Source organism: Streptomyces sp. NPDC033165, assembly GCF_055577965.1.
Window position 1 is genome coordinate 500,348 of sequence record NZ_JBVIPK010000002.1, and the last position, 23,544, is coordinate 523,891.

23 protein-coding genes are annotated in these 23,544 nt (G+C 72.5%); 10 read left to right on the forward strand and 13 right to left on the reverse strand.

Annotation, left to right across the window (positions count from 1 at the left end; translation table 11 throughout):
- Positions 1–332: 332 nt before the first annotated feature.
- Entirely contained in the window at positions 333–1,448 is a 1,116-nt protein-coding gene (locus ACZ5WC_RS06670) for a sensor histidine kinase (protein ID WP_468539759.1), read from the forward strand.
- Positions 1,445–2,122, forward strand: a complete 678-nt coding sequence (locus ACZ5WC_RS06675) for a response regulator (RefSeq protein ID WP_468539760.1) — start codon at positions 1,445–1,447, stop codon at positions 2,120–2,122. Before ACZ5WC_RS06670 ends, ACZ5WC_RS06675 begins: the two co-directional genes overlap by 4 nt.
- A gap of 148 nt (positions 2,123–2,270) precedes the next feature.
- Here the strand turns inward: ACZ5WC_RS06675 and ACZ5WC_RS06680 are convergent, their stop codons facing one another.
- Positions 2,271–2,915 carry a uridine kinase family protein gene (locus ACZ5WC_RS06680; RefSeq protein WP_468539761.1) on the reverse strand — a complete coding sequence of 215 codons (645 nt, stop codon included), beginning with the start codon at positions 2,913–2,915 and terminating at the stop codon, positions 2,271–2,273.
- 128 nt (positions 2,916–3,043) lie between these two features.
- Between ACZ5WC_RS06680 and ACZ5WC_RS06685 the strand changes: the two genes are divergently transcribed.
- Positions 3,044–3,463 (forward strand): hypothetical protein, encoded by a 420-nt coding sequence (locus ACZ5WC_RS06685; RefSeq protein WP_468539762.1) that lies wholly within the window; start codon positions 3,044–3,046, stop codon positions 3,461–3,463.
- Positions 3,464–3,562: 99 nt separating this feature from the next.
- Here the strand turns inward: ACZ5WC_RS06685 and ACZ5WC_RS06690 are convergent, their stop codons facing one another.
- From ACZ5WC_RS06690 to deoC, 3 genes are read right to left on the reverse strand one after another with little or no spacing between them, the layout of a single operon-like run.
- Positions 3,563–4,480: an aldehyde dehydrogenase family protein gene (locus ACZ5WC_RS06690; protein ID WP_468539763.1), complete on the reverse strand. Its 918-nt coding sequence runs from the start codon at positions 4,478–4,480 to the stop codon at positions 3,563–3,565.
- Positions 4,473–5,909 (reverse strand): aldehyde dehydrogenase family protein, encoded by a 1,437-nt coding sequence (locus ACZ5WC_RS06695; protein WP_468539764.1) that lies wholly within the window; start codon positions 5,907–5,909, stop codon positions 4,473–4,475. Before ACZ5WC_RS06695 ends, ACZ5WC_RS06690 begins: the two co-directional genes overlap by 8 nt.
- 5 nt (positions 5,910–5,914) lie before the next feature.
- Positions 5,915–6,910 (reverse strand): deoxyribose-phosphate aldolase, encoded by a 996-nt coding sequence (gene deoC / locus ACZ5WC_RS06700; protein ID WP_468539970.1) that lies wholly within the window; start codon positions 6,908–6,910, stop codon positions 5,915–5,917.
- Positions 6,911–7,067: 157 nt separating this feature from the next.
- On the opposite strand from deoC, the gene ACZ5WC_RS06705 reads away from it, so the two are divergent.
- Positions 7,068–7,706, forward strand: a complete 639-nt coding sequence (locus ACZ5WC_RS06705; protein WP_468539765.1) for a PH domain-containing protein — start codon at positions 7,068–7,070, stop codon at positions 7,704–7,706.
- An 83-nt stretch (positions 7,707–7,789) separates the two neighbouring features.
- Here ACZ5WC_RS06705 and ACZ5WC_RS06710 read toward each other — a convergent pair whose 3' ends face one another.
- The 3 genes from ACZ5WC_RS06710 to ACZ5WC_RS06720 form a co-directional block, all read right to left on the reverse strand.
- Complete coding sequence (locus tag ACZ5WC_RS06710) at positions 7,790–9,427, reverse strand: phospho-sugar mutase (protein WP_468539766.1); 1,638 nt, start codon at positions 9,425–9,427, stop codon at positions 7,790–7,792.
- Between the two features lie 243 nt (positions 9,428–9,670).
- Positions 9,671–10,495, reverse strand: coding sequence for a purine-nucleoside phosphorylase (locus ACZ5WC_RS06715; RefSeq protein WP_468539767.1), 825 nt, complete (start codon positions 10,493–10,495; stop codon positions 9,671–9,673).
- Between the two features lie 138 nt (positions 10,496–10,633).
- Complete coding sequence (locus ACZ5WC_RS06720; RefSeq protein ID WP_007458837.1) at positions 10,634–11,071, reverse strand: gamma-glutamylcyclotransferase family protein; 438 nt, start codon at positions 11,069–11,071, stop codon at positions 10,634–10,636.
- 276 nt (positions 11,072–11,347) lie between these two features.
- Between ACZ5WC_RS06720 and ACZ5WC_RS06725 the strand changes: the two genes are divergently transcribed.
- A complete protein-coding gene (locus ACZ5WC_RS06725) occupies positions 11,348–12,787 on the forward strand; it encodes an NAD(P)H-quinone dehydrogenase (protein WP_096623578.1) in 1,440 nt (479 codons plus the stop codon).
- Between the two features lie 186 nt (positions 12,788–12,973).
- Positions 12,974–13,936 (forward strand): DeoR/GlpR family DNA-binding transcription regulator, encoded by a 963-nt coding sequence (locus ACZ5WC_RS06730; RefSeq protein WP_468539768.1) that lies wholly within the window; start codon positions 12,974–12,976, stop codon positions 13,934–13,936.
- A gap of 129 nt (positions 13,937–14,065) precedes the next feature.
- On the opposite strand, the gene ACZ5WC_RS06735 is transcribed toward ACZ5WC_RS06730, so the two are convergent.
- Complete coding sequence (locus ACZ5WC_RS06735; RefSeq protein ID WP_096623708.1) at positions 14,066–14,608, reverse strand: TetR/AcrR family transcriptional regulator; 543 nt, start codon at positions 14,606–14,608, stop codon at positions 14,066–14,068.
- Between the two features lie 197 nt (positions 14,609–14,805).
- On the reverse strand, positions 14,806–16,560 hold the full coding sequence (locus ACZ5WC_RS06740; protein ID WP_096623586.1) for an acetyl/propionyl/methylcrotonyl-CoA carboxylase subunit alpha: 1,755 nt from the start codon (positions 16,558–16,560) through the stop codon (positions 14,806–14,808).
- A gap of 353 nt (positions 16,561–16,913) precedes the next feature.
- Here ACZ5WC_RS06740 and ACZ5WC_RS06745 point away from each other — a divergent pair, with 353 nt between their 5' ends.
- Complete coding sequence (locus ACZ5WC_RS06745) at positions 16,914–17,351, forward strand: hypothetical protein (protein ID WP_468539769.1); 438 nt, start codon at positions 16,914–16,916, stop codon at positions 17,349–17,351.
- Between the two features lie 21 nt (positions 17,352–17,372).
- Here ACZ5WC_RS06745 and ACZ5WC_RS06750 read toward each other — a convergent pair whose 3' ends face one another.
- The 4 genes from ACZ5WC_RS06750 to ACZ5WC_RS06765 form a co-directional block, all read right to left on the reverse strand.
- A complete protein-coding gene (locus tag ACZ5WC_RS06750; RefSeq protein WP_468539770.1) occupies positions 17,373–17,990 on the reverse strand; it encodes a Maf family protein in 618 nt (205 codons plus the stop codon).
- Positions 17,991–18,073: 83 nt separating this feature from the next.
- On the reverse strand, positions 18,074–18,202 hold the full coding sequence (gene mmpB / locus ACZ5WC_RS06755) for a morphogenic membrane protein MmpB (protein WP_096623592.1): 129 nt from the start codon (positions 18,200–18,202) through the stop codon (positions 18,074–18,076).
- Between the two features lie 86 nt (positions 18,203–18,288).
- Positions 18,289–18,495, reverse strand: a complete 207-nt coding sequence (locus ACZ5WC_RS06760; protein WP_047178449.1) for an acyl-CoA carboxylase epsilon subunit — start codon at positions 18,493–18,495, stop codon at positions 18,289–18,291.
- 38 nt (positions 18,496–18,533) lie between these two features.
- Complete coding sequence (locus ACZ5WC_RS06765; RefSeq protein WP_468539771.1) at positions 18,534–20,114, reverse strand: acyl-CoA carboxylase subunit beta; 1,581 nt, start codon at positions 20,112–20,114, stop codon at positions 18,534–18,536.
- 156 nt (positions 20,115–20,270) lie between these two features.
- Between ACZ5WC_RS06765 and ACZ5WC_RS06770 the strand changes: the two genes are divergently transcribed.
- The 3 genes from ACZ5WC_RS06770 to ACZ5WC_RS06780 all read left to right on the forward strand — a co-directional run bounded on the left by ACZ5WC_RS06770 (position 20,271) and on the right by ACZ5WC_RS06780 (position 23,541).
- Positions 20,271–21,179 carry a biotin--[acetyl-CoA-carboxylase] ligase gene (locus tag ACZ5WC_RS06770; RefSeq protein WP_468539772.1) on the forward strand — a complete coding sequence of 303 codons (909 nt, stop codon included), beginning with the start codon at positions 20,271–20,273 and terminating at the stop codon, positions 21,177–21,179.
- A gap of 169 nt (positions 21,180–21,348) precedes the next feature.
- On the forward strand, positions 21,349–22,548 hold the full coding sequence (locus ACZ5WC_RS06775; protein WP_096623598.1) for an adenylate/guanylate cyclase domain-containing protein: 1,200 nt from the start codon (positions 21,349–21,351) through the stop codon (positions 22,546–22,548).
- A 180-nt stretch (positions 22,549–22,728) separates the two neighbouring features.
- Positions 22,729–23,541, forward strand: coding sequence for an enoyl-CoA hydratase/isomerase family protein (locus ACZ5WC_RS06780; protein ID WP_468539773.1), 813 nt, complete (start codon positions 22,729–22,731; stop codon positions 23,539–23,541).
- Positions 23,542–23,544 lie beyond the last annotated feature (3 nt).

The following is a 23,544-nucleotide window of genomic DNA, read 5'->3' on the forward strand; positions in this document are numbered from 1 at the left end:
CCTTACCCGGTTCCTGTTGGTTGTTTGTTGTTGGGTTTTGGGGAGTTGCCCCCGCCCCCCCCCCCCCCCCCCCCCCCCCCCCCCCCCCCCCCCCCCCCAGCCCGGCGAGGACGGCGATGGCTGCTGTGGCACCGATTGCGGTCTTGCGCATGAGGAACTCCCGTTTTCTGGAGGGGGTTTGTGGTTCGTGGTCGGTTGAACGGCTCAAGCTTCACCCCCCGGCACCCCTTGATCCCATCCGCCGATCGGCACAAAGGTCGTGCCGTGTCCCGGCCCTCCTCTGCCGTTCGGCAGAGGGCGTCGCCACCTCGCACACCCGTACGCTGATCACCATGTGGGAATCAACCGGCCCTGCCGTCAAGGTGCTTGGCGCTCTGCCGTCTCTCGCGGCCGCGGGCACGCTGGTGTGGGCCGTCGCTCGCCCCCGTGCCGCGGTTCGTCAGCGCCTCGGGCGCCTCGCCCGTCCGGCCGCGGTCTGCGCCGCCCTCTCTCTGATCACCAGCTTCGCCCTGCCGAAGGGTGCGCTGGGCTCCGGCTGGAAGCTGGCGGAGGCCGCCCTTCTGCTGGTCCTCCTGGCCGTGGTCACCCGCTGGTCACCCCTGCGCGAACTCAAAGCGGTCCTCCCGCTGACCGCCCTCGCGGTGACCCTCTGGCCGCTGCCGCTGGTCGCCGGTGAGTCCTTCCTGGAATCCGTCGGAATCGCCACCTTCTGGCTGCTTCCCGTGGCCGTCGCGGCGGCGGCCGGCGGCTACCCCCGCCGCCAGGAAGCGCGTCGCCGGAGCGCGGTGGCCGAGGCCCGCAGCGCCCAGCGTCTTCAGCTCTCCCGTGACCTGCACGACTTCGTCGCCCATGACATCAGCGGGATCGTCGTCCAGGCACAGGCGGCCCGCTTCGTCGCCGCCACCGACGTCTCCCAGGCGATGTTCGCCCTGGAACGCATCGAGAAGGCGGGCCTGAGCGCCCTGGCCGCGATGGACCGGACGGTGCGGATGCTGCACGGTCCGGAGACCCCCACCACCGAGCCGCTCCCCGGTGTATCCCAACTGCCCTCGCTGATAGAGGACTTCACCTCGGCAGGGGCGACCGAGGCGCATCTGGACCTGCCTGCGGTGGTCATGGAGATGCTTTCCCGCGAGGCGGGATCCGCCGCGTATCGCATCGTTGTCGAAGCACTGACCAACATGCGCCGGCATGCCCCCGGCGCATCTCGTGCCACGGTCGTGTTCATGCCCACGGCCACCACCGTGGAGATCCGGGTCACCAACGACCGCGGTGCCCGCCCCGCCCCGGCTCGCCGCCGCGCCTCCCGGGGAGGCCTGGGCCTCCCCGCTCTCACCGAGCACGCACAGGCCCTCGGCGGAACCCTCTCGGCGGGGCCGTACGGCGACGGCGGCTGGCAGCTCACCGCCGTCCTTCCCGCCACTCTCCCGAAAGGGGCCCCACGATGACGCCCAGCGGCCCGACCCGCATCCTGATCGCCGACGACCAGGAGGACGTACGCAGCGGCTTCCGCCTGATTCTGGGCTCGCAGCCCGACATGACCGTGGTCGGTGAGGCGGCGGACGGCCTCACCGCCGTCGACCTCGCCCGCACCCTGCGACCCGACCTGATCCTCGCCGACATCCGGATGCCCGGGCTGGACGGCCTCGAACTCACCCGGCACCTCGCAGGCCCCGGCGTACCCGACCCGATGCGCGTCCTCGTCGTCACCACCTTCGACCACGACGACTACGTGCGCACGGCTCTGGCCGACGGCGCCTGCGGGTTCCTGCTCAAGCGCTCGGGTCCCGGGCTGCTGATCGAGGGGGTCAGGGCGGCGATGGCGGGGGACGTCCTCATCAGTCCTCAGATCACGGTCCGGCTGCTCCAGACCCTCGCCCCTGCCCCCGCCCCGGCAGCGCCCACGGCCCCGTCGCCTCTCACCGCCCGGGAGGCCGAGATCGCCCGGCTGGTCGCCGAGGGCCTCACCAACGCCGAGATCGGCGAGAAGCTCTTCATCTCGGCGGGCACCGCCAAGACCCACATCGCCAACGTCCAGGCCAAGCTGAAGGCCCGTAACCGCGTGGGCATCGCCGCCTGGACCTGGGAGAACGGACTGGCCGGTCCAGTCCCGCGGGGGTAGGGCGAAGACACGGGCGATGCACAGAGGCCGACCGGGCGAACTCCCGTTCCCGGGAGGGATGTGCGGCAGGTGCTGGACGCGGGGCGGGACAGCGGCGGTCTTCCCGAGAAGCCCGGAACGCTCCTGCCGCCCCGATCCGGGGCGCCCCCTACTCCGGGGCGGGCGCCTCCACCGGCGTACGGCGGCGCTGCCCCACCCTCGCGGCGGCCAGGCGCCCCAGCGCCTCGTCCTTCCCGCAGGGGTGCGCCCCCAGGGCCGTCTGGCGGGCCACGATGTGCCGCTCGGCCCGCATCAGCCGCCAGCCGCGCCGCAGCAGGAACGGCACCGACTTGCGGCCCTCGCGCAGATCGCGCGCCAGTCGGCGCCGGAACGTCGTGGACGGGCGGCCGCGCAGGCACAGCGCGTCCGCCAGCAGGCCCAGCTCCCGGCAGCGTTCGACGATGTCCGCCGCGAAGATGCCCTCGGCCACGAAGAGCGGCGCGTGCTCGATGCGGAAGGTCTCGTGATCCGTACGGGAGCTGGAGGCGATGTCGTAGACGGGAACGTCCGTACGTCCGGTCCGGCACAGCTCCGCGATGGCCGCCACCGCCGCGTCCGCGTCCCAGGACCCCGCCGAGTCCCAGTCGATGTCCATGGAGCCGGGGACCCGGGGCAGTGTCGGGTCGTCGTGCTCCTTGTAGAAGTCGTCCAGGCGCAGCACCGGCAGACCGGTGCGGGCGGCGAGGGAGGACTTGCCGGAGCCGGAGGGGCCCGCGAGCAGCACGACGCGGGTCGGGATCGGTTGGGAACTCACAGAACAGAAGTGTGAGGCATTGACCCGCGCAGGGGATCCCTCGGGTCCTTCGTTGGTATCGGGCACCACACCTCAACTACTCTGCGCGTACGGACGACTACCCGACCAGGCTCGATCAGGTGGAAAACATGGCACTTCATGCACGTAAGCCCCAACGTCGCGTCCTGCTGCGCGCCGGTCTCACCGTCTCCGCGCTGGGGGCGGCCCTGGGGGCCGGTGCGGGCTCCGCGCAGGCCGTCCAGCTGCCCGCGGCCGCCGAGGTCCCGGAGCAGGGCGTCTCGGCCCTCCAGGCGGTCTCCGAGACGGCCGCACCGGCTGTGACGAGCGCGCTCGGGACCTCGCTGGCCAGCGGCATCGCCCCGGTCACCGACCTCCAGCTCGACCCGCTCGCGGGGACCGGGGTCGACCCGCTGGACAACGCCGTGGGGACGCAGATCGCCGACTTCAAGCCGGTGACCACGGCCATCGTCACCGACCCGATCACCAGCGGCGGGGCGCTGAGCGACCTGCCGGTGGTGGGGTCGGTGACCAGCCTGGTGACGGGCTGACGCACCGGGCGACGAGCGAACGGGGCCGCTCCCTCCGGATCGCCGGAGGGAGCGGCCCCGTTCGGGGACCAGGTGACCTACGTCAGCGCGCGACCCGCGTCAGTACGAGGAGCCCGCCGCGCCCAGCGCGCCCGTCGGGTGCCACACGGTCTTGGTCTCCAGGAACGCCGTCAGGCGGTGCGTGCCGGGGGAGGCCAGCCAGTCCGTGGCGGCCGACGCGTCGTCCGCGTCCACAGGCTGTGGACGCAGCACGCGCTTGAGGTTGTCCGCCGCCGCGATCTCCAGCTCCTTCGCGAGCGCGGTGTCCGCGCCGGTCAGGTCGATCGCGTTGACGTCCTGGTGGGCGGCGAGCGGCGCGGCGAGCTCCGCCGTGGCGCCGGACAGGATGTTGACCACGCCGCCGGGCACGTCCGAGGTGGCCAGCACCTCGCCCAGCGAGAGCGCGGGCAGCGGGGCGTCGGCCGAGGCGATGACGACGGCGGTGTTGCCGGTGGCGATGACCGGGGCGATCACCGAGACCAGGCCGAGGAACGAGGACTCCTGCGGTGCGAGTACCGCGACGACGCCCGTCGGCTCGGGGGTGGAGAGGTTGAAGAAGGGGCCCGCGACCGGGTTGGCCCCGCCCGCGACCTGGCCGATCTTGTCGGTCCAGCCCGCGTACCAGACCCAGCGGTCGATCGCCGCGTCGACGACGGCAGCCGCCTTGGACTTCGACAGCCCCTCGGATGCGGCGACCTCGCGGACGAACTGCTCCTTGCGGCCCTCCAGCATCTCCGCGACGCGGTAGAGGACCTGGCCGCGGTTGTACGCGGTCGCGCCCGACCAGCCGCCGAACGCCTTGCGCGCGGCCACGACCGCGTCGCGCGCGTCCTTGCGGGAGGACTTCGGCGCGTTCGCGAGCCACTGGCCCTTGGAGTCGGTCACCTCGTACACCCGGCCGCTCTCGGAGCGGGGGAACTTGCCCCCGACGTACAGCTTGTAGGTCTTGAAGACGCCAAGTCGGTTCTGGTCAGACATCGAGGTACGCCTCCAGGCCGTGGCGGCCGCCCTCGCGGCCGAAGCCCGACTCCTTGTAGCCGCCGAACGGCGACGTCGGGTCGAACTTGTTGAACGTGTTGGCCCAGACGACGCCCGCGCGGAGCTTGTTCGCCACCGCGAGGATGCGGGAGCCCTTCTCCGTCCAGATGCCCGCCGAGAGGCCGTACTGACTGTTGTTGGCCTTGGCGACCGCCTCGTCCGGGGTGCGGAACGAGAGCACGGAGAGGACCGGGCCGAAGATCTCGTCACGGGCGACCGTGTGGGCCTGGGTGACGTTGGTGAAGAGGGTCGGCGCGAACCAGTAACCCGACGACGGCAGTTCGCAGGGGGCGCTCCAGCGCTCCGCGCCCTCCGCCTCGCCGGTCTCGACGAGCGCGGTGATCCGGGCCAGCTGCTCGGCGGAGTTGATCGCGCCGATGTCGGTGTTCTTGTCCAGCGGGTCGCCCAGGCGCAGCGTGGCCAGCCTCCGCTTGAGCGCGTCCAGCACCTCGTCCTGAACGGACTCCTGGACCAGCAGCCGGGAGCCCGCGCAGCAGACCTGGCCCTGGTTGAAGAAGATGCCGGTGACGATGCCCTCGACGGCCTGGTCGATCGGGGCGTCGTCGAACACGATGTTCGCGCCCTTGCCGCCCAGCTCCAGGGTGACCTTCTTGTCCGTGCCCGCGACGGAGCGCGCGATGGCCTTGCCGACGGCGGTCGAGCCGGTGAAGGCGACCTTGTTGACGTCGGGGTGGGAGACGAGCGCCTCGCCCGCGTCCCCGTACCCCGTGAGGATGTTGACGACGCCCTTCGGCAGGCCCGCCTGACGGCAGATGTCCGCGAAGAACAGGGCGCTCAGCGGGGTCGTCTCGGCGGGCTTCAGGACCACCGTGTTGCCCGTGGCCAGCGCCGGGGCGATCTTCCACGCGAGCATCAGCAGCGGGAAGTTCCACGGGATGACCTGACCGGCCACACCCAGCGGCCGGGGGTTCGCCCCGTACCCCGCGTGGTCCAGCTTGTCGGCCCAGCCCGCGTAGTAGAAGAAGTGCGCGGCGACCAGCGGGAGGTCCGCGTCGCGCGTCTCCTTGATCGGCTTGCCGTTGTCGAGCGTCTCCAGGACGGCCAGCTCACGGCTGCGCTCCTGGATGATCCGCGCGATCCGGAACAGGTACTTGGCGCGCTCGGAGCCGGGCAGCGCCGACCACTTCTCGAACGCCTTCCGGGCCGCCTTCACGGCCCGGTCCACGTCCGCCGCGCCTGCCCGCGCGACCTCGGAGAGGACCTCCTCGCTGCTCGGCGAGACGGTCTTGAAGACCTTGCCGTCGGCGGCCTCGGCGAACTCGCCGTCGATGAACAGCCCGTAGGAGGGGGCGATGTCGACGACGGAGCGGGACTCCGGCGCCGGTGCGTACTCGAATGCGGATGCCATGGCTATCAGTCCACCGTCACGTAATCGGGGCCGGAGTAACGGCCGGTGCTGAGCTTCTGGCGCTGCATCAGCAGGTCGTTGAGCAGGCTGGACGCGCCGAACCGGAACCAGTGCGGGTCCAGCCAGTCCTCGCCCGCCGTCTCGTTCACCAGGACCAGGAACTTGACCGCGTCCTTGGTGGTGCGGATGCCGCCGGCCGGCTTCACGCCGATCTGTGCGCCGGTCTGCGCCCGGAAGTCGCGGACGGCCTCCAGCATGAGGAGGGTGTTGGCGGGGGTGGCGTTGGTGGCCACCTTGCCGGTCGAGGTCTTGATGAAGTCCGCGCCCGCCAGCATCCCGAGCCAGGAGGCCCGGCGGATGTTGTCGTACGTGGACAGCTCACCGGTCTCGAAGATCACCTTGAGGCGGGCGGTGCCGCACTCCGCCTTCACGGCGAGGATCTCCTCGTACACCTTCAGGAAGCGGCCGGAGAGGAAGGCCCCCCGGTCGATCACCATGTCGATCTCGTCGGCCCCGGCCGCCACGGCGTCGCGGACGTCCGCGAGCTTGACGTCCAGCGCGGCCCGGCCCGCCGGGAAGGCGGTCGCCACGGACGCCACCTTCACACCGGAACCGGCGAGCGCGGCGGCCGCGGTGGCCACCATGTCGGGGTAGACGCAGACCGCCGCGGTGTGCGGGGTCGTGCGGTCGGGCTCGGCATCCAGGGGGTCGGAAGAGAGCCGAGGCGGAGCGTAGCGGAGCGGGTCGGGGTTGACGGCCTTGGCGGCGAGAGCCCGGACCTTGCCCGGGGTGTCCGCGCCTTCCAGCGTCGTCAGGTCGATCATCGAGATGGCGAGATCGATGGCGTACGCCTTGGCCGTCGTCTTGATCGAACGGGTACCGAGAGAGGCGGCGCGCGCTTCGAGGCCGACGGCGTCGACGCCCGGCAGCCCGAACAGGAAGCGGCGCAGCGCACTGTCGGACGCGGTCGCGTCGGAGAATGCGGGAGCAGTGGTGGGCATGGTCACCAGAGGAGCATATCTACGCGCGTAGCGACCTGTACAGGGGGCCGGACGATCCGTGCGTCCCGCACCCCGCCCCTCCGGTCCCGGGCCCCGGGGCGCGGCGGCACGGCGGCCGCTCCGCCGTCCTCCGCGCCCGTCAGGCACAATCGGCCCCATGACGAGCCCCACACCTCCCGCAGAGCCGCCCCACGCCGACCGGACCTACCGTTCCGTGGCCGCGCTGGTCTGCGGAGCGCTGCTGATCCTGCTGATCGCCTGGATGGCCGGGGACGCCATGATCCGGGGCGAGGGCCGGGTCCCGTGGCTGGCGTCGGCGGCGCTGCTCCTCGTGGTCCCGCTGGTCGTGGCGTTCACCCTGCGGCCCGCCGTGTTCGCGAACGACGAGCGCATCCGGATCCGCAACCCGTTCCGGACGATCCAGCTTCCCTGGACCGAGGTCGCCGACGTCAGGGCCTCGTACTCCTCCGAGCTGCTCGCCCAGGACGGCACGAAGTACCAGCTGTGGGCCATCCCCGTCTCCCTGCGCGCCCGCAAGCGCGCCGCCCGCACGGCGGCCCGCGCGGCCCACGACGACCCCTACGGCCGCACGTCGGTCAGCGCCGACGTCCGCGACGCCGCCGAGCGCACCGCGTCCGCCGACCAGACCGTCCGCGATCTGCGGGACCTGGCCGAGGGCGCGGGCGGGACGACGCCGGAGGGGGCGGCCGGGGTCTCGGTGCGCTGGGCGTACGAGGTGATCGCCCCGGCCGCCGTAGGGGCGGTGCTGCTCGCGGTGCTGTGGGCGACGGGCTGAGGCGCGGCGCCCCTGGAGCGCGGAAGGGCCGGTACCCCTGGGGTGGGGTACCGGCCCTTCCGGCGTCGGGCGGGTGCGGGCGGTCAGATTCCGGCAGCCGCCGCCAGGTCCCGCTTGATCCCGGCCAGCAGCTCGGCCCCCCGCTCCCGCGCGGCGGGCAGCGACGCGGCGTCCGCGACCGGAACGACGACCTCCAGGTAGCACTTCAGCTTCGGCTCGGTGCCGCTCGGGCGGACGATCACCCGGGCGCCCTGAAGCTGGTAGCGCAGCCCGTCGGTGGGCGGCAGCGCGTCCGTCCCCCGCGACAGGTCCTCGGCCGAGGTGACCGCGAGGCCCGCCAGTGCGGTCGGCGGCTGCTCCCGGAGCCGGGCCATGGCGTCGGCGATGACCGTGAGGTCCTCCACCCGCACCGACAGCTGGTCGGTGGCGTGCAGCCCGTGGGCGAGCGCCAGATCGTCCAGCAGGTCCAGCAGCGTACGGCCCTGCTCCTTGAGTACGGAGGCGAGCTCGGCGACGAGCAGGGCGGCCGTGATGCCGTCCTTGTCGCGGACGCCCTCGGGGTCGACGCAGTAGCCGAGCGCCTCCTCGTACCCGTACCGCAGACCGTCCACCCGGGCGATCCACTTGAAGCCGGTCAGCGTCTCCTCGTACCCGAGGCCCGCCTTCTCCGCGATCCGGCCGAGCAGTGACGACGACACGATCGACTCCGCGAACACGCCGGTGACGCCCCGCTCCACCAGGTGCGCGGCGAGCAGCGCGCCCACCTCGTCGCCGCGCAGCATCCGCCAGCCGCCGTCCGTCGCGGTGTCGGGCACGGCGACCGCGCAGCGGTCCGCGTCCGGGTCGTTGGCGATGATCAGGTCCGGCGCGGCCCGGCGGGCGGTGGCGAAGGCGAGATCCATCGCGCCGGGCTCCTCCGGGTTGGGGAAGGCCACGGTGGGGAACGCGGGGTCCGGCTCGGCCTGCTCGGCCACGAGCACCGGCGCGGGGAACCCGGCCCGGGCGAACGCGGCGGTCAGCACCGAGGTGCCGACTCCGTGCATCGCGGTGTAGACCGTGCGTGCCGTACGGGGGCTGTCGGCGTCCAGGACCGCGTCCGTACGGGTGAGGTAGGCGTCCAGGACCTCGTCGCCCAGGGTCTGCCAGCCGTCCTCCGGGCGGGTCACTCCGTCCAGCGGGCCGACCGCGGCGATGGCGGCCGCGATCTCGCCGTCGGCCGGGGGCACGATCTGCGAGCCGTCGCCGAGGTAGACCTTGTAGCCGTTGTCGCGCGGCGGGTTGTGGCTGGCGGTGACCTCGACGCCGGCCACGGCGCCCAGGTGCCTTATGGCGTACGCCAGTACGGGGGTGGGGAGCGGGCGGGGCAGCACGGCGGCGCGCAGTCCGGCGCCGGTCATCACGGCCGCGGTGTCGCGCGCGAAGTCGGCGGACTTGTAGCGGGCGTCGTACCCGATGACGACGAGGCCGCCCTCGTGGCCCTGCGCCTTGAGGTAGGCGGCGAGGCCCGCCGCCGCCCGGATCACCACGGACCGGTTCATCCGCATCGGCCCGGCCCCGAGCTCACCGCGGAGCCCGGCGGTGCCGAACTGGAGCGTGCCCGCGAAACGGGCGGCGAGCTCCTGGGTGTCACCCGCCTCGATGAGCGCGGCCAGCTCGTCGCGGGTCTCGGGGTCGGGGTCCTCGGCCAGCCAGGTTCTGGCCTGCGCGATGAGGTCGTGCACGGGGGCCGCCTTTCGGGGGTGCGGAGGTTCTGGGACGCGGGATGCGTGGTGCGTGGTGCTGCGTGGTGCGCGGGGGTGGGGTGGGCGGTGCTGTGGGGGCCGGGGCGGGGCGGGGGCCGTTCCCCTGCCCACCCCCTCCCCGAAACCGGGGCTCCGCCCCGGACCCCGGTCCCCGAACGCCCGACGGGCCGGAAAGAAGCCGGCGGGCTGGGGGGGGCAGGGCGGGCGCGGCCCCGGGCCGGGTCAGATCCGTTCCAGCACCCTCGCCAGCAGCGCGCCCATCCGGGTCGCCGAGTCGCGGCCCGCCTGGAGGACCTCCTCGTGGTTGAGGGGCTCTCCGGACAGGCCCGCCGCCAGGTTGGTGACGAGGGAGAGGCCGAGCACCTCGGCGCCCGCCTCCCGGGCCGCGATGGCCTCCAGGACCGTGGACATGCCCACCAGGTCGCCGCCGAGCACCCGGACCATGTTGATCTCGGCCGGGGTCTCGTAGTGCGGGCCGGGGAACTGGACGTACACGCCCTCTTCGAGGGTGTCGTCGATCTCCTTGCACAGCGCGCGCAGCCGCGGGGAGTACAGGTCGGTCAGGTCGACGAAGTTGGCGCCGATGATCGGGGAGGCGGCCGTCAGGTTGATGTGGTCGCTGATCAGCACCGGCTGGCCCGGGCGCATGCCCTCGCGCAGACCGCCGCAGCCGTTCGTCAGGACGACGGTCTTGCAGCCCGCCGCCACCGCCGTACGGACGCCGTGGGCGACGGCGGCGACGCCCCGGCCCTCGTAGAAGTGCGTGCGGCCGAGGAAGACCAGCGCGCGCTTCTCGCCGATCCGGTACGAGCGGACCTTGCCGCCGTGGCCCTCGACGGCGGGGGCCGGGAAGCCGGGCAGGTCGGTGACGGGGAACTCGGCCTCCGGGACGCCGAGTGCTTCGCCCGCGGGAGCCCAGCCGGAGCCCATGACCAGGGCGACGTCATGGGTCTCGGCGCCGGTCAGCTCGCGCAGGCGGGCGGCGGCCCCGGCAGCAGCTGCCTGCGGGTCGCCCTGGATGTTGTCCGGAATAACAGATGCGTTCACGCGGACGAGCGTAACCGCTGAATCCCTACGCGCGTAGATGACCAGGCTCAAAGGACCCGGGGAAGTGTTCGTGCTTTCGTACGAAGAGAGGGTGGGGAGAGGGTGGACAGAGCGCGGCGGGGGCCGGGTCCGCACTGGTCAGCAGGGGCGCTTGCGCAGTTCCATCACATAGTCGTGGGGTGCGCCGGCGGATTCCGCGGCGTCCGCGATCTCGCCCAGATAGCGCGCCGAGGGCAGCCCGCCCTCGTACCCGTTCAGCACGTACATCCAGGCCGGCTCCTCGCCGTCCAGGGTGTGCACACGTACGCGCATGCGCCGGTAGATGTCGAGCCCGACGCCCTCCCAGCGGTCCATGGAGTCCTCGTCCATCGGCGCCAGGTCGTACAGCGCGACGAAGACCTGGGAGCGCGGCGCCTCCACCACGGTGGCCAGCGCCCCCTCCCAGCCCATCTGCTCCCCGCCGAAGGTCAGCCGCCAGCCGTTGAGCCAGCCGGTGCTGCGCATCGGGGAATGCGGGGCGCGGCGGGTCATCAGCCGCGCGTCGAGGTTGCCGGCGTACGCGGCGTAGAGCGACATGGCTCCGAGGGTACGGGAGGTGGTCGCGGGAGTGCCGGTTCCTGTGACGAAGCCCCCGGTCGGGGGAGGGCGGGAGGAGGAGCGGGGAGGGCCCGTACCGGCCCGGCGGAGGGCCCAGGAAGGCCCCCGTCCCCGTATGGAGGGCCCCGGGGCGAAGCTCCTTGGCGGGTGCGGGACAATGGAGTACGTACTGCATTCCCCCGGGGCGATCCCCCGGACCCCCGGCCGGGGCGGCAGACGGCCGTGGGGATGACACCCACGCGAGGCGGACTTTTCGTGACCCGGATCGTGATCATCGGCGGCGGCCCCGGCGGCTACGAGGCGGCCCTGGTGGGCGCCCAGCTCGGCGCGGAGGTGACCGTCGTCGACTGCGACGGTCTCGGCGGGGCCTCGGTCCTCACCGACTGCGTCCCCTCGAAGACCCTGATCGCGACGGCCGAGGTGATGACCACCTTCGACTCCTCCTACGAGGAGCTGGGCATCATCGTCGCCGACGACACCCCGCACGTGGAGCAGGCCGCCCGGGTCGTCGGTGTGGACCTCGGCAAGGTCAACCGCCGGGTCAAGCGCCTCGCGCTCGCCCAGTCCCACGACATCACCGCCTCCGTCACGCGGGCCGGCGCCCGTGTGATGCGCGGCCGGGGCCGGCTCGACGGGCTCCAGGCGGCCGACGGGTCCCGCCAGGTCGTCGTCACCGCCGCCGACGGCACTGAGGAGCGGCTGACCGCCGACGCCGTGCTGATAGCGACCGGCGGCCACCCCCGGGAGATCCCGGACGCGCAGCCCGACGGCGAGCGCATCCTGAACTGGACCCAGGTCTACGACCTCGACGAGCTGCCCGAGGAGCTCATCGTCGTCGGATCGGGTGTCACCGGCGCCGAGTTCGCCGGGGCCTACCAGGCGCTCGGCTCGCGCGTCACCCTCGTCTCCTCCCGCGACCGCGTGCTGCCGGGCGAGGACCCGGACGCGGCGGCCGTACTGGAGGACGTCTTCCGCCGCCGCGGGATGAACGTCATGGCCCGCTCCCGGGCCCAGTCCGCCAAGCGGGTGGGCGACCGGGTCGAGGTGACCCTCGCCGACGGCCGGGTCATCACCGGCTCGCACTGTCTGATGGCGGTCGGCGCGATCCCCAACACCGCGGGCATGGGCCTGGAGGAGGCCGGGGTCCGGCTCAAGGACTCCGGGCACATCCTCACCGACCGGGTCTCGCGCACCAGCGCACCCGGTGTCTACGCCGCCGGTGACGTCACCGGGATCTTCGCGCTGGCCTCGGTCGCCGCGATGCAGGGCCGGATCGCGATGTACCACTTCCTCGGCGACGCGGTCGCCCCGCTGAACCTCAAGGCCGTCTCGGCCAACGTCTTCACCGACCCGGAGATCGCCACCGTCGGCTACAGCCAGGCCGACGTCGACGCGGGCAAGATCGAGGCCCGGGTCGTGAAGCTGCCGCTGCTGCGCAACCCGCGCGCCAAGATGCAGGGCATCCGCGACGGCTTCGTCAAGATCTTCTGCCGCCCCGGTACGGGCATCGTGGTCGGCGGCTGCGTGGTCGCGCCGCGCGCCAGCGAGCTGATCCACCCGATCTCGATCGCGGTCGACAACAACCTGACAGTGGAACAGATCGCAAACGCTTTCACCGTGTACCCGTCCCTGTCCGGATCGATCGCCGAAGTGGCCCGGCAGTTGCACACCCGCAAGCTCACGGGCGAGAGCTGAGCCTCCGGGAAACCAGACAATCCCCGGCAACCCCCGGCAGTCCGGGCGGGGCTGTGATCGCTTGACGATCACCCCTGAACAACAAAGGGGCCTCCTATACCACTTGGAGGCCCCTTTGAAGTACAACTTCTGTTATTCGGCGCAAACTGCTGAAAACTCACCGGCGACCAGGTTACTGTCAGTTTCGTGTTCGCTGCAGAACGTCGTCAGTTGATCCTCGAAATGGTGCGTGCCAACGGGGCGGTATCGCTCCGTGAGCTCGCCCGCGTCGTCCAGACCTCCGAAGTGACCGTACGGCGGGACGTGCGGGCACTGGAGGCAGAAGGACTCCTCGACCGCCGGCACGGCGGTGCGGTCTTGCCGGGCGGTTTCACGCGGGAGTCCGGCTTTCCGCAGAAATCCCATCTCTCCACCGCGGAGAAGACGGCCATCGCCGACCTGGCCGCAGGGCTCGTCGGCGAGGGCGAGGCCATCGTGGTCGGCGCCGGTACGACCACCCAGGAGCTGGCCCGCCGGCTCGCACGGGTCCCCGGCCTGACCGTCGTCACCAACTCCCTGCTGGTCGCCCAGGCGTTGGCCCATGCCAACCGGGTCGAGGTCGTCATGACCGGCGGCACCCTGCGCGGCAGCAACTACGCGCTGGTGGGCAGCGGGGCCGAGCAGTCCCTCCAGGGGCTGCGGGTCTCCCGGGCCTTCCTGTCCGGGAGCGGCCTCACGGCGGAGCGTGGCCTGTCCACCTCCAACATGCTCTCGGCCAGCGTCGACCGGGCCCTGGTGCAGGCCGCCGCGGAGGTGGTCGTCCTGGCCGACCATACGAAGCTCGGCTCGGACACCATGTTCCAGACCGTGCCGACGGAACTCATCACGCGTCTGGTGACCGACGCGCCGCCGCTCCACGACGAGCGCGCCGCCGCCGAGCTCCAGGCCCTGGCGGACCAGGGTGTGGAGATCACGGTGGCCGGTCCGGAGGCGGACGCGTCCGGCGGGGACGGCGCGCCGCCGGGCCGTCAGCCCCGCCGTGACATGCCGCTTCCCGGCCAGCGCCGTACGCAGAACGGCGGCCTCGGGCCGCAGCTGCGCAGCGCCTCCGCGCTGGCGGACGTCCCGGGCGAGCAGCGGGCCCGGGTGGCGGACCTGCGGAGGCGGTAGCCCCGGCGGGGCCGGGCGGGTTCGGGCGGGGCCGGGCGCCTTTCGTTTCCCGGATGCCTTCGGCCCCGGACGCCTTCCGCTTCGGACACCTTCCGCTTCGGACGCGGCCCCGGACGCCTGCCCCCTGCCCTACTTCAGCCCCCGCAGCGTCAGCCGCAGCAGCCGGTCCGCCAGTTCCGGATCGTCCGGTGACTCCTCCGCGGCCAGTGCGATCGCGTTGGTGAGCTGGAGCAGGTCGTCGATGGAGACGTCCGCCCGTACCGATCCGCTCTCCTGGGCCCGGCGCAGCAGCCCCGCGCCCGCCTCGCGGAGCGGCAGATGGCACTGGACGAGGGCCGAGGTCCCGTCGCGGGACGCGGACATCAGGGCGTGGGCCAGGCCGCGGTACTCACCCGCATGAGTGACGATCGCGCCCAGCCACTCCACCAGCGCCCGGCACGGTGCCTCCGCCGCCGCCAGCTCCCGGGAGCGGTCCAGGAGGGAGCGGAGAGCGTCCTGGAAGACCGCGTTCATCAGGGCGTCCCGGTTGGGGAAGTGCCGGTAGAGGGTGCCGATGCCGACGCCCGCGCGCCGGGCGATGTCCTCCAGTGAGGCATCGGTGCCGTGCTCGGCGAAGGACCTGCGGGCCTCGCCCACCAGCCGGTCGTGGTTGCGCCGTGCGTCCGCGCGCATCGGCCGGACGGGCGGCCGGTCCGTGCTCGTGTCCGCAGCCGTGTGCCTGTCCGTCGGGATCGCCTCTGCCATGGCTTCCTGCCCCTCCCTCGGTCCTGGTCCTCGGCCCCTCGTCGGTTCCAGGATGCCACTGACGGCGAGGGGCCCGGCCCGCGTCCTGCGACGCGGGCCGGGCCCCAGGCCGGTGCACTGTGCGGTCAGTCCTTGATCTCGCAGATGAGGGCACCGGAGGAGACGGAGGCGCCGACCTCTGCGGTGAGGCCCTTGACGGTGCCGGAGCGGTGCGCGTTGAGCGGCTGCTCCATCTTCATGGCCTCCAGGACGACGACGAGGTCGCCCTCCTTGACCTCCTGGCCCTCCTCGACCGCGATCTTCACGATCGTGCCCTGCATGGGCGAGGCGAGGCTGTCGCCCGAGGCGGCGGAACCGGCCTTCTTCGCCGCGCGGCGCTTCGGCTTGGCTCCGGCCGCGAGGCCCGTACGGGCCAGGCTCATGCCCAGCGAGGACGGCAGCGAGACCTCCAGGCGCTTGCCGCCGACCTCGACGACGACGGTCTCCCGCCCGGCCTCGTCCTCCGCGTCCGCCTCGGCGGGCGCGGCGAAGGGCTTGATGTCGTTGACGAACTCGGTCTCGATCCACCGGGTGTGCACGGTGAACGGGTCCGCGGTGAAGGCGGGGTCGGCGACGACGGCCCGGTGGAACGGGATCGCCGTGGCCATGCCCTCGACCTGGAACTCCGCGAGCGCGCGGGCGGCACGCTGGAGGGCCTGCTCGCGGGTCGCGCCGGTCACGATGAGCTTGGCGAGGAGGGAGTCCCACGCCGGGCCGATGACCGAGCCGGACTCGACGCCCGCGTCCAGGCGGACACCGGGGCCGGTCGGCGGGGCGAACGTGGTGACGGTGCCGGGGGCGGGCAGGAAGCCGCGGCCCGGGTCCTCGCCGTTGATCCGGAACTCGAAGGAGTGACCGCGCACCGCCGGGTCGCCGTACCCCAGCTCCTCGCCGTCCGCGATGCGGAACATCTCGCGTACGAGGTCGATGCCGGTGACCTCTTCGGTGACCGGGTGCTCGACCTGGAGGCGGGTGTTGACCTCCAGGAACGAGATCGTGCCGTCCAGGCCGACCAGGAACTCGACCGTGCCCGCGCCGACGTAACCGGCTTCCTTCAGGATCGCCTTGGAGGCCGCGTACAGCTCCTCGTTCTGCGCCTGTGACAGGAAGGGGGCCGGGGCCTCCTCGACGAGCTTCTGGTGGCGGCGCTGGAGCGAGCAGTCCCGGGTGGAGACGACGACCACGTTGCCGTGGGAGTCGGCCAGGCACTGGGTCTCCACGTGGCGCGGCTTGTCGAGGTAGCGCTCGACGAAGCACTCGCCCCGGCCGAACGCGGCGACCGCCTCGCGGACCGCGGAGTCGTACAGCTCCGGGATCTCCTCCAGGGTGCGGGCCACCTTCAGACCGCGGCCGCCACCGCCGAAGGCCGCCTTGATCGCGATCGGCAGCCCGTGCTGCTCGGCGAACGCGACGACCTCCCCGGAGCCGGAGACCGGGTCCGGGGTGCCCGCGACGAGGGGGGCGCCCGCGCGCTGGGCGATGTGCCGGGCCGCGACCTTGTCGCCGAGATCGCGGATGGCCTGCGGCGGCGGGCCGATCCAGGTGAGCCCGGCGTCCAGGACGGCCTGGGCGAACTCCGCGTTCTCCGACAGGAATCCGTAACCCGGGTGGATCGCGTCCGCCCCCGAGTCGGCGGCGGCCTGGAGCACCTTGGCCATGTCCAGATAGCTGGCGGCCGGGGTGTCACCGCCCAGGGCGAACGCCTCGTCAGCGGCCCGGACATGCAGCGCGTCCCGGTCCGGCTCGGCGTAGACCGCGACACTCGCGATCCCCGCGTCCCGGCACGCCCGAGCAACGCGGACAGCGATTTCGCCACGGTTGGCGATGAGCACCTTGCGCACGATGACTCCCTCCTCGAAACAAGCTGAGTTTAGGGACTACCGACACGGCCGTACGACCCGTCCCCAATGGTGAGCTTGCCCACACGGAGTGTGATCCGAGGCTTGCCCCAGTAGTGAAATCCCTTGTGGCACCACGGTACGCCGGGATCCTCAACGGCACAGTAACCATCCGGTGTGGTGCAGGTCTCTGTCCTGAAGCTCAACGCCTCACGGCGTTTCTTTGTGGACTCCCTACGAACGCCCGGTGGATTCTTTGCGCGGCGCACGGGGACGTCCGATCCCTTGTCCGAAGGGATACCGGTGAGTAGGGTCCGCGCTACGCACGTACCAGAGGTAACAGGGGTGGGACGCTGATGCGCAGACCGGTGGCGATCGTGACGGCGCTCGTGCTGTTCGGGGAGGCGGTGGGCATCGTGCTCATCAACGCCGTCCTGGCCACGGTCACCGAGAACCAGAACATGTCGCTCGCCGGCATGGACCCCGAGGTCATGTCCGCCGGGACCTGGGTGATGGGCGGGGTCTGCGGGCTGCTGCTCGTCCTGTGCGGGCTGGTCGCCCTGCTGGCCGGGGTCCGTGACCGGTCGCCGGGGCGCTTCGGGCGGATCGCCCTGATCGGCTGCGCGGTCGTGCACGGGGTCCTCGGCGCGGTCACCGTCGGCCTGGTGGGCTGGGGCGCCTTCGCGTTCATGATGGCCGTGCTGGCCCTGCTGGTGCTCACCCTGCTGTCGTACGGGCCCGAGCCCCGCGCCGAGGAGCCCGTGCACGACACACCTGCCCCGGCGACCGCCTGAGCGGCGGGGGCGCGGTCGGCCTCAGGCCCAGAAATCCGTTACGGAGAGTTCCAGTTCGCCGAGCAGACGGCGCAGCAGCGGCAGCGACAGGCCGATCACGTTGCCGTGGTCGCCCTCGATGGAGTCGATGAACGGCGCCGAGCGGCCGTCCAGGGTGAACGCCCCCGCCACGTGCAGCGGTTCGCCCGAGGCAACGTACGCGGCGACCTCGTCGTCGCTCGGCTCGCCGAACCGTACGACGGTGGACGCGGTCGCCGACGCCGCGCGGCCGGTGGCGGTGTCGATCACGCTGTGCCCGGTCCGCAGGACGCCGGACCGGCCGCGCATGGACTTCCAGCGGGCGGTGGCCTCCTCCGCGTCGGCGGGCTTGCCCAGCGCCTCGCCGTCCAGCTCCAGCACCGAGTCGCAGCCGATGACCAGCGCGCCCGCCGCCTCGGGGCGCTCGGCGACCACCGCCGCCTTCGCCCGCGCCAGGACGAGAGCCAGCTCACCGGGGGTCGGCGCGCTCAGCGCGTCCTCGTCCACCCCGCTGACGATCACCTCGGGGGCGAATCCGGCCTGGCGCAGCAGACCGAGGCGGGCGGGGGAGGCGGAGGCGAGCACGAGACGCCGCTGGGGCTGATCAGTCATACAGGCCATCGTAGAAGGGCCCGGAGGTCCGGAGGTCCGGAGATCCGGCAGCCGTCAGTGCATCCGGCGGCGGTCAGCGCATCCAGCAGCCGTCAGTGGATGCCGAGCACGAACATCGCCACCAGCATCGCCAGCGCCAGCAGGACGCCCGCTCTGCGCATCATGGCCTGGACGTCGCGCAGTTCCTTCGGCGGCTTGTTCTCGGGGTCGGACCACAGCATGGCTCCGATCCTGCTGCGCAGCCCGCCGCAGCGCCTGAGTACCCGTACTCAAGCCGCCCCCGGCGGCGGGGGCGGCTCCTGGCGGCTCAGGCCGGCCAGTACGTCCGCGCCCAGGCCCGCGGGCCCGGCTGCGGGCGGCCGGTACGCGCGATGCGCCCCGGGTCGGACCACTGTTCGGGCGGCAGCGGCGCCCCGGACGACACGGCGGACGCCGCCGCGGCGCGCGCCCGGACCACCGCCAGTGCGGCGGCCAGCTCCTCCGGGGTGGGGTTGCCCCGTACGACCTTGATCATGGGCAGACCTCTCTGTGAAAGGGCGAGCGGACGAGCGGCTAGAGCGGGATGTTGCCGTGCTTCTTCGGAGGCAGGGATTCCCGCTTCGTCCGCAGCTGACGCAGCCCCTTGACGATGTGCGCCCGGGTGTCGGACGGCATGATCACCGCGTCGACGTACCCGCGCTCGGCCGCCACGTAGGGGTTGAGCAGCGTGTCCTCGTAGTCCGCCATCAGCTCGGCCCGGGTGGCGTCCGGGTCCTCGGCGGCCGCGATGGTGCGCCGGTGCAGGATGTTCACCGCGCCCTGCGCGCCCATGACGGCGACCTGCGCGGTCGGCCAGGCGAGGTTGAGGTCGGCGCCCAGGTGCTTGGAGCCCATGACGTCGTACGCGCCGCCGAAGGCCTTGCGGGTGATGACGGTGATCAGCGGGACCGTGGCCTCCGCGTAGGCGTAGATCAGCTTCGCGCCGCGCCGGATGATGCCGCCGTACTCCTGGTCCACGCCCGGCAGGAAGCCCGGCACGTCCACGAAGGTGATGACGGGCACGTTGAACGCGTCGCAGGTGCGGACGAAGCGGGCCGCCTTCTCGCTCGCGTTGATGTCCAGGCAGCCGGCGAACTGCATCGGCTGGTTGGCGACGATCCCCACCGGGTGGCCCTCGACCCGGCCGAAGCCGGTGACGATGTTCGGCGCGAACAGGGCCTGGGTCTCCAGGAACTCGCCGTCGTCCAGCACATGCTCGATCGCCGTGTGCATGTCGTACGGCTGGTTCGCCGAGTCCGGGATGAGCGTGTCCAGCTCCCGGTCCTCGTCGGTGGTGGCGAGGTCCGCCTCCTCCGGGAAGGCCGGGGCCTCGGAGAGGTTGTTCGAAGGGAGGTAGGAGAGCAGGGACTTGACGTACTCGATGGCGTCCTTCTCGTCGCCCGCCATGTGGTGCGCCACCCCGGAGGTGGTGTTGTGCGTACGGGCGCCGCCCAGCTCCTCGAAGCCGACGTCCTCGCCGGTGACCGTCTTGATGACGTCGGGCCCGGTGATGAACATGTGCGAGGTCTGGTCGACCATCACCGTGAAGTCCGTGATCGCGGGGGAGTAGACCGCACCGCCCGCGCACGGGCCGACGATCAGCGAGATCTGCGGGATCACCCCGGAGGCGTGCACGTTGCGGCGGAAGATCTCGGCGAACAGGCCGAGCGCCACCACGCCTTCCTGGATGCGCGCGCCGCCGCCGTCGTTGATGCCGATGACCGGGCAGCCGGTCTTCAGCGCGAAGTCCATGACCTTGACGATCTTCTCGCCGTAGACCTCGCCGAGCGAGCCGCCGAAGATCGTGAAGTCCTGCGAGTACACGCAGACCGGGCGGCCGTCGACCGTGCCGTACCCGGTGACGACACCGTCGCCGTACGGGCGGTTCTTCTCGATGCCGAAGTTGGTGGAGCGGTGCCGGGCGAACTCGTCGAGCTCCACGAAGGAGCCCTCGTCCAGCAGCAGCTCGACCCGCTCACGGGCCGTCAGCTTGCCCTTGGCGTGCTGCTTCTCGACCGCGCGTGCCGACCCGGCGTGCGTCGCCTCGTCGATACGGCGCGTCAGGTCCGCGAGCTTGCCCGCGGTGGTGTGGATGTCGGTCTGCGGCTCGGACATCGGGGGGCGGCTCCCTGCCTGGTCACGGGGACGGGGTCCGGCCACGGTCACGGGGGGACGGGCCGGTCGTCCGTTCGGCTCTGGCTACTGACTCGTAGCGTATCGGCGCGCCTACGGTTCGGCAGTGCGTCCTTTCCCACACCTAGGGTGGCTTGCATGACACCACCGGATGCGCCACACAACCGCTGGTCGGACCTCGACCGGCCGCCCCTGAACGCGACCGCGCTGCGCCGCGGACTGCTGCGACCGGACGCGCTGTGGCGCTCGCTGGAGGTCGTGGAGTCCACCGGGTCCACCAACACCGACCTCGCCGGGCGGGCCCGCGCGGGGGAGGCGGACGAGGGCACGGTGCTGGTCGCCGAGGAGCAGACGGCCGGGCGCGGGCGCCTTGAGCGGACCTGGACCGCCCCGCCCCGCTCCGGGCTGTTCTTCTCCGTGTACCTGGAGCCGGGCGACATCCCGGTGGAGCGGTGGGGGTGGGTGCCGCTGCTGGCCGGGGTCGCCGCCGCGACCGGGCTCGCGAAGTCGGCGGGCGTCGACATGGCGCTGAAGTGGCCCAACGACCTGCTGGTCACGGTCCCCGAGGGCTCCGGCGGGCGCCGTCCGGGGGAGGCCTCCCCGGGGGAGGAGCGCAAGGCCGGGGGCATTCTCGGGGAGTTCGCCGGGGACGGCATCGTCGTCGGCCTGGGCATCAACGTCTCGCTGCGCGCCGACGAGCTGCCCGCCCCCACCGCCGGGTCGCTGGTGCTCGCCGGAGCGGTCTCCACCGACCGGGAGACTCTGCTGCGGGCCGTCCTGCGCTCGCTGGAGCACTGGTACGGGGAGTGGAAGGCGGCCGGCGGGGACGCGGCCGCGTGCGGGCTCCAGGCCGCGTACGCCGCGGGCTGCGCGACCCTCGACCGGACCGTACGGGCCGAGCTGCCGGGCGGGACGTCCCTGGTCGGCGAGGCCGTCGCCATCGACGGGGACGGGCGGCTGGTGCTCTCCACCGAGGACGGGCTCCGGCAGCCGGTTTCGGCGGGCGACATCGTGCATCTGCGCGGGGCGGCCGGCGGGCTGACCTGAGGAGGCGTACGGAAGCGGGGACGGAGTGCGCCCGCGCGGCCGATGTCACGCGCGACGCACCCGTATCGGTCAACCAAGGACGTGAGCTAGGGCACACCTGCCGTATCGTTGAGGCGATCGAGCGACAGATCGGCAGAGCAGTGCGCAGGGAACGGGCAGGAGGCGGCTGGTGACCGTCGGCGACACGACGTCCGGTGCGGGTGAGGAGCCCGGACCGGACTCCTCGGTCCACGCCACACCCCACCACGAGGTCGACCACACGGCCGAACCGACCGACGACCCCCTCGCGATCCGGCTCGAACAGCTGATCCTCGGGGCAGACCGCCGCTACACGCCCTTCCAGGCGGCCCGTACCGCCGGGGTCTCCATGGATCTGGCCTCCCGGTTCTGGCGGGCCATGGGCTTCGCGGACATCGGCCAGGCCCGGGCGCTCACCGAGGCCGACGTCCTCGCCCTGCGCCGGCTCGCCGGTCTCGTCGAGGCGGGGCTGCTCAGCGAGCCGATGGCGATCCAGGTGGCCCGCTCCACCGGGCAGACCACCGCCCGGCTCGCCGAGTGGCAGATCGACTCGTTCCTGGAGGGCCTGACCGAGCCGCCCGAGCCCGGCATGACCCGTACCGAGGTCACGTATCCGCTGGTCGAGCTGTTGCTGCCGGAGCTTCAGGAGTTCCTCGTCTATGTGTGGCGGCGCCAGCTGGCCGCCGCCACCGGGCGGGTCGTGCAGGCCGCGGACGACGAGGAGATGGTCGACCGGCGGCTCGCCGTCGGCTTCGCGGACCTGGTCGGCTTCACCCGGCTGACCCGGCGTCTTGAGGAGGAGGAGCTCGGCGAGCTGGTCGAGTCCTTCGAGACGACCGCCGCCGACCTGGTCGCCGCGCACGGCGGGCGGCTCATCAAGACCCTCGGCGACGAGGTGCTCTTCGCCGCCGACGACTCCGGCACCGCCGCCGAGATAGCGCTCCGGCTGATCGAGGCGATGTCCCAGGACGAGACGATGCCCGCGCTGCGTGTGGGCATCGCCTTCGGCACGGTCACCACCCGGATGGGCGATGTCTTCGGCACCACGGTGAACCTCGCCAGCCGGCTCACCTCGATAGCCCCGAAGGACGCCGTCCTGGTCGACGGGGCGTTCGCCAAGGAGCTGATCCGCCACGGTCAGGCCCCGGAGTCCGAGGCGCAGGCCGCCGAGGATGCCGCGGCCGCCGCCGAGCGGGCCCGGCTCGCCGAGAAGGAGGGCCGCGAGCCGGACGACGAGCCGCCGCTGCCCACGTACCGCTTCGGGCTCCAGCCGATGTGGCAGCGGCCGGTGCGCGGGCTCGGCGTGGTGGAGCCGTGGCTGCTGGCCCGGCGCGGGAAGAGCGGCTCCTGAGCCCTCGCACCTCCACCCCGGCCCGCTCTGTCGGTGGGACCGCCGCCCTGTCTAGGATCCCTGTCGATAACGCTCGTTAACAGGCGTCGTCGAGCGGGCGTCGTCGAGCGGACGTCGTCAACCGGCAGTCTTCAAACGGCAGTCATCAACCGGCAGTCGTCAACCGACAGGGGTGCAGCCATGACCGTCACGTCCGAGCAGCGGTTCGGGGAGTTCGTCGTCGTACGGCGGCACGAGGGGCAGCAGCATGTCGCCGAGCTGGTCCTCGACCGGCCGAAGGCCATGAACGCCGTCTCCACCGACATGGCCCGCTCCATCGCCGCCGCCTGCGAGGCGCTCGGCGCCGACCGGGACGTCCGCGCCACCGTCCTCACCTCCAGCCATGAGCGGGCCTTCTGCGTCGGCGCGGACCTCAAGGAGCGCAACTCCTTCACCGACGCCGACCTCGTACGCCAGCGGCCGACCGCCCGCGCCGCCTACACCGGCGTCCTGGAGCTGCCGATGCCGGTGATCGCCGCCGTGCACGGCTTCGCTCTCGGCGGCGGCTTCGAACTCGCCCTCGCCTGCGATGTGATCGTCGCCGACACCACCGCCGTGGTCGGGCTGCCCGAGGTGTCGGTGGGCGTCATCCCGGGCGGCGGCGGTACGCAGCTGCTGCCGCGCCGGGTCGGGGCGGCGCGCGCCGCCGAGCTGGTCTTCAGCGCCCGCCGGGTCGAAGCCGTCGAAGCCCGCGAGCTGGGGCTCGTCGACGAGCTGGTCGAGGCGGGCCGGGACCGCGAGGAGGCCCTCGCGCTGGGCGGCCGGATCGCCGCCAACTCCCCCGTCGGGCTGTGCGCGGCCAAGAAGGCGCTGCGGCTGGGGCACGGGCTCGATCTGCGGGCGGGCCTGGAGGTCGAGGACGCGGCCTGGCGGTCGGTGGCCTTCTCCGGGGACCGGGCGGAGGGGGTGGCCGCGTTCAACGAGAAGCGTCGCCCCGACTGGCCCGGGGAATGAGCG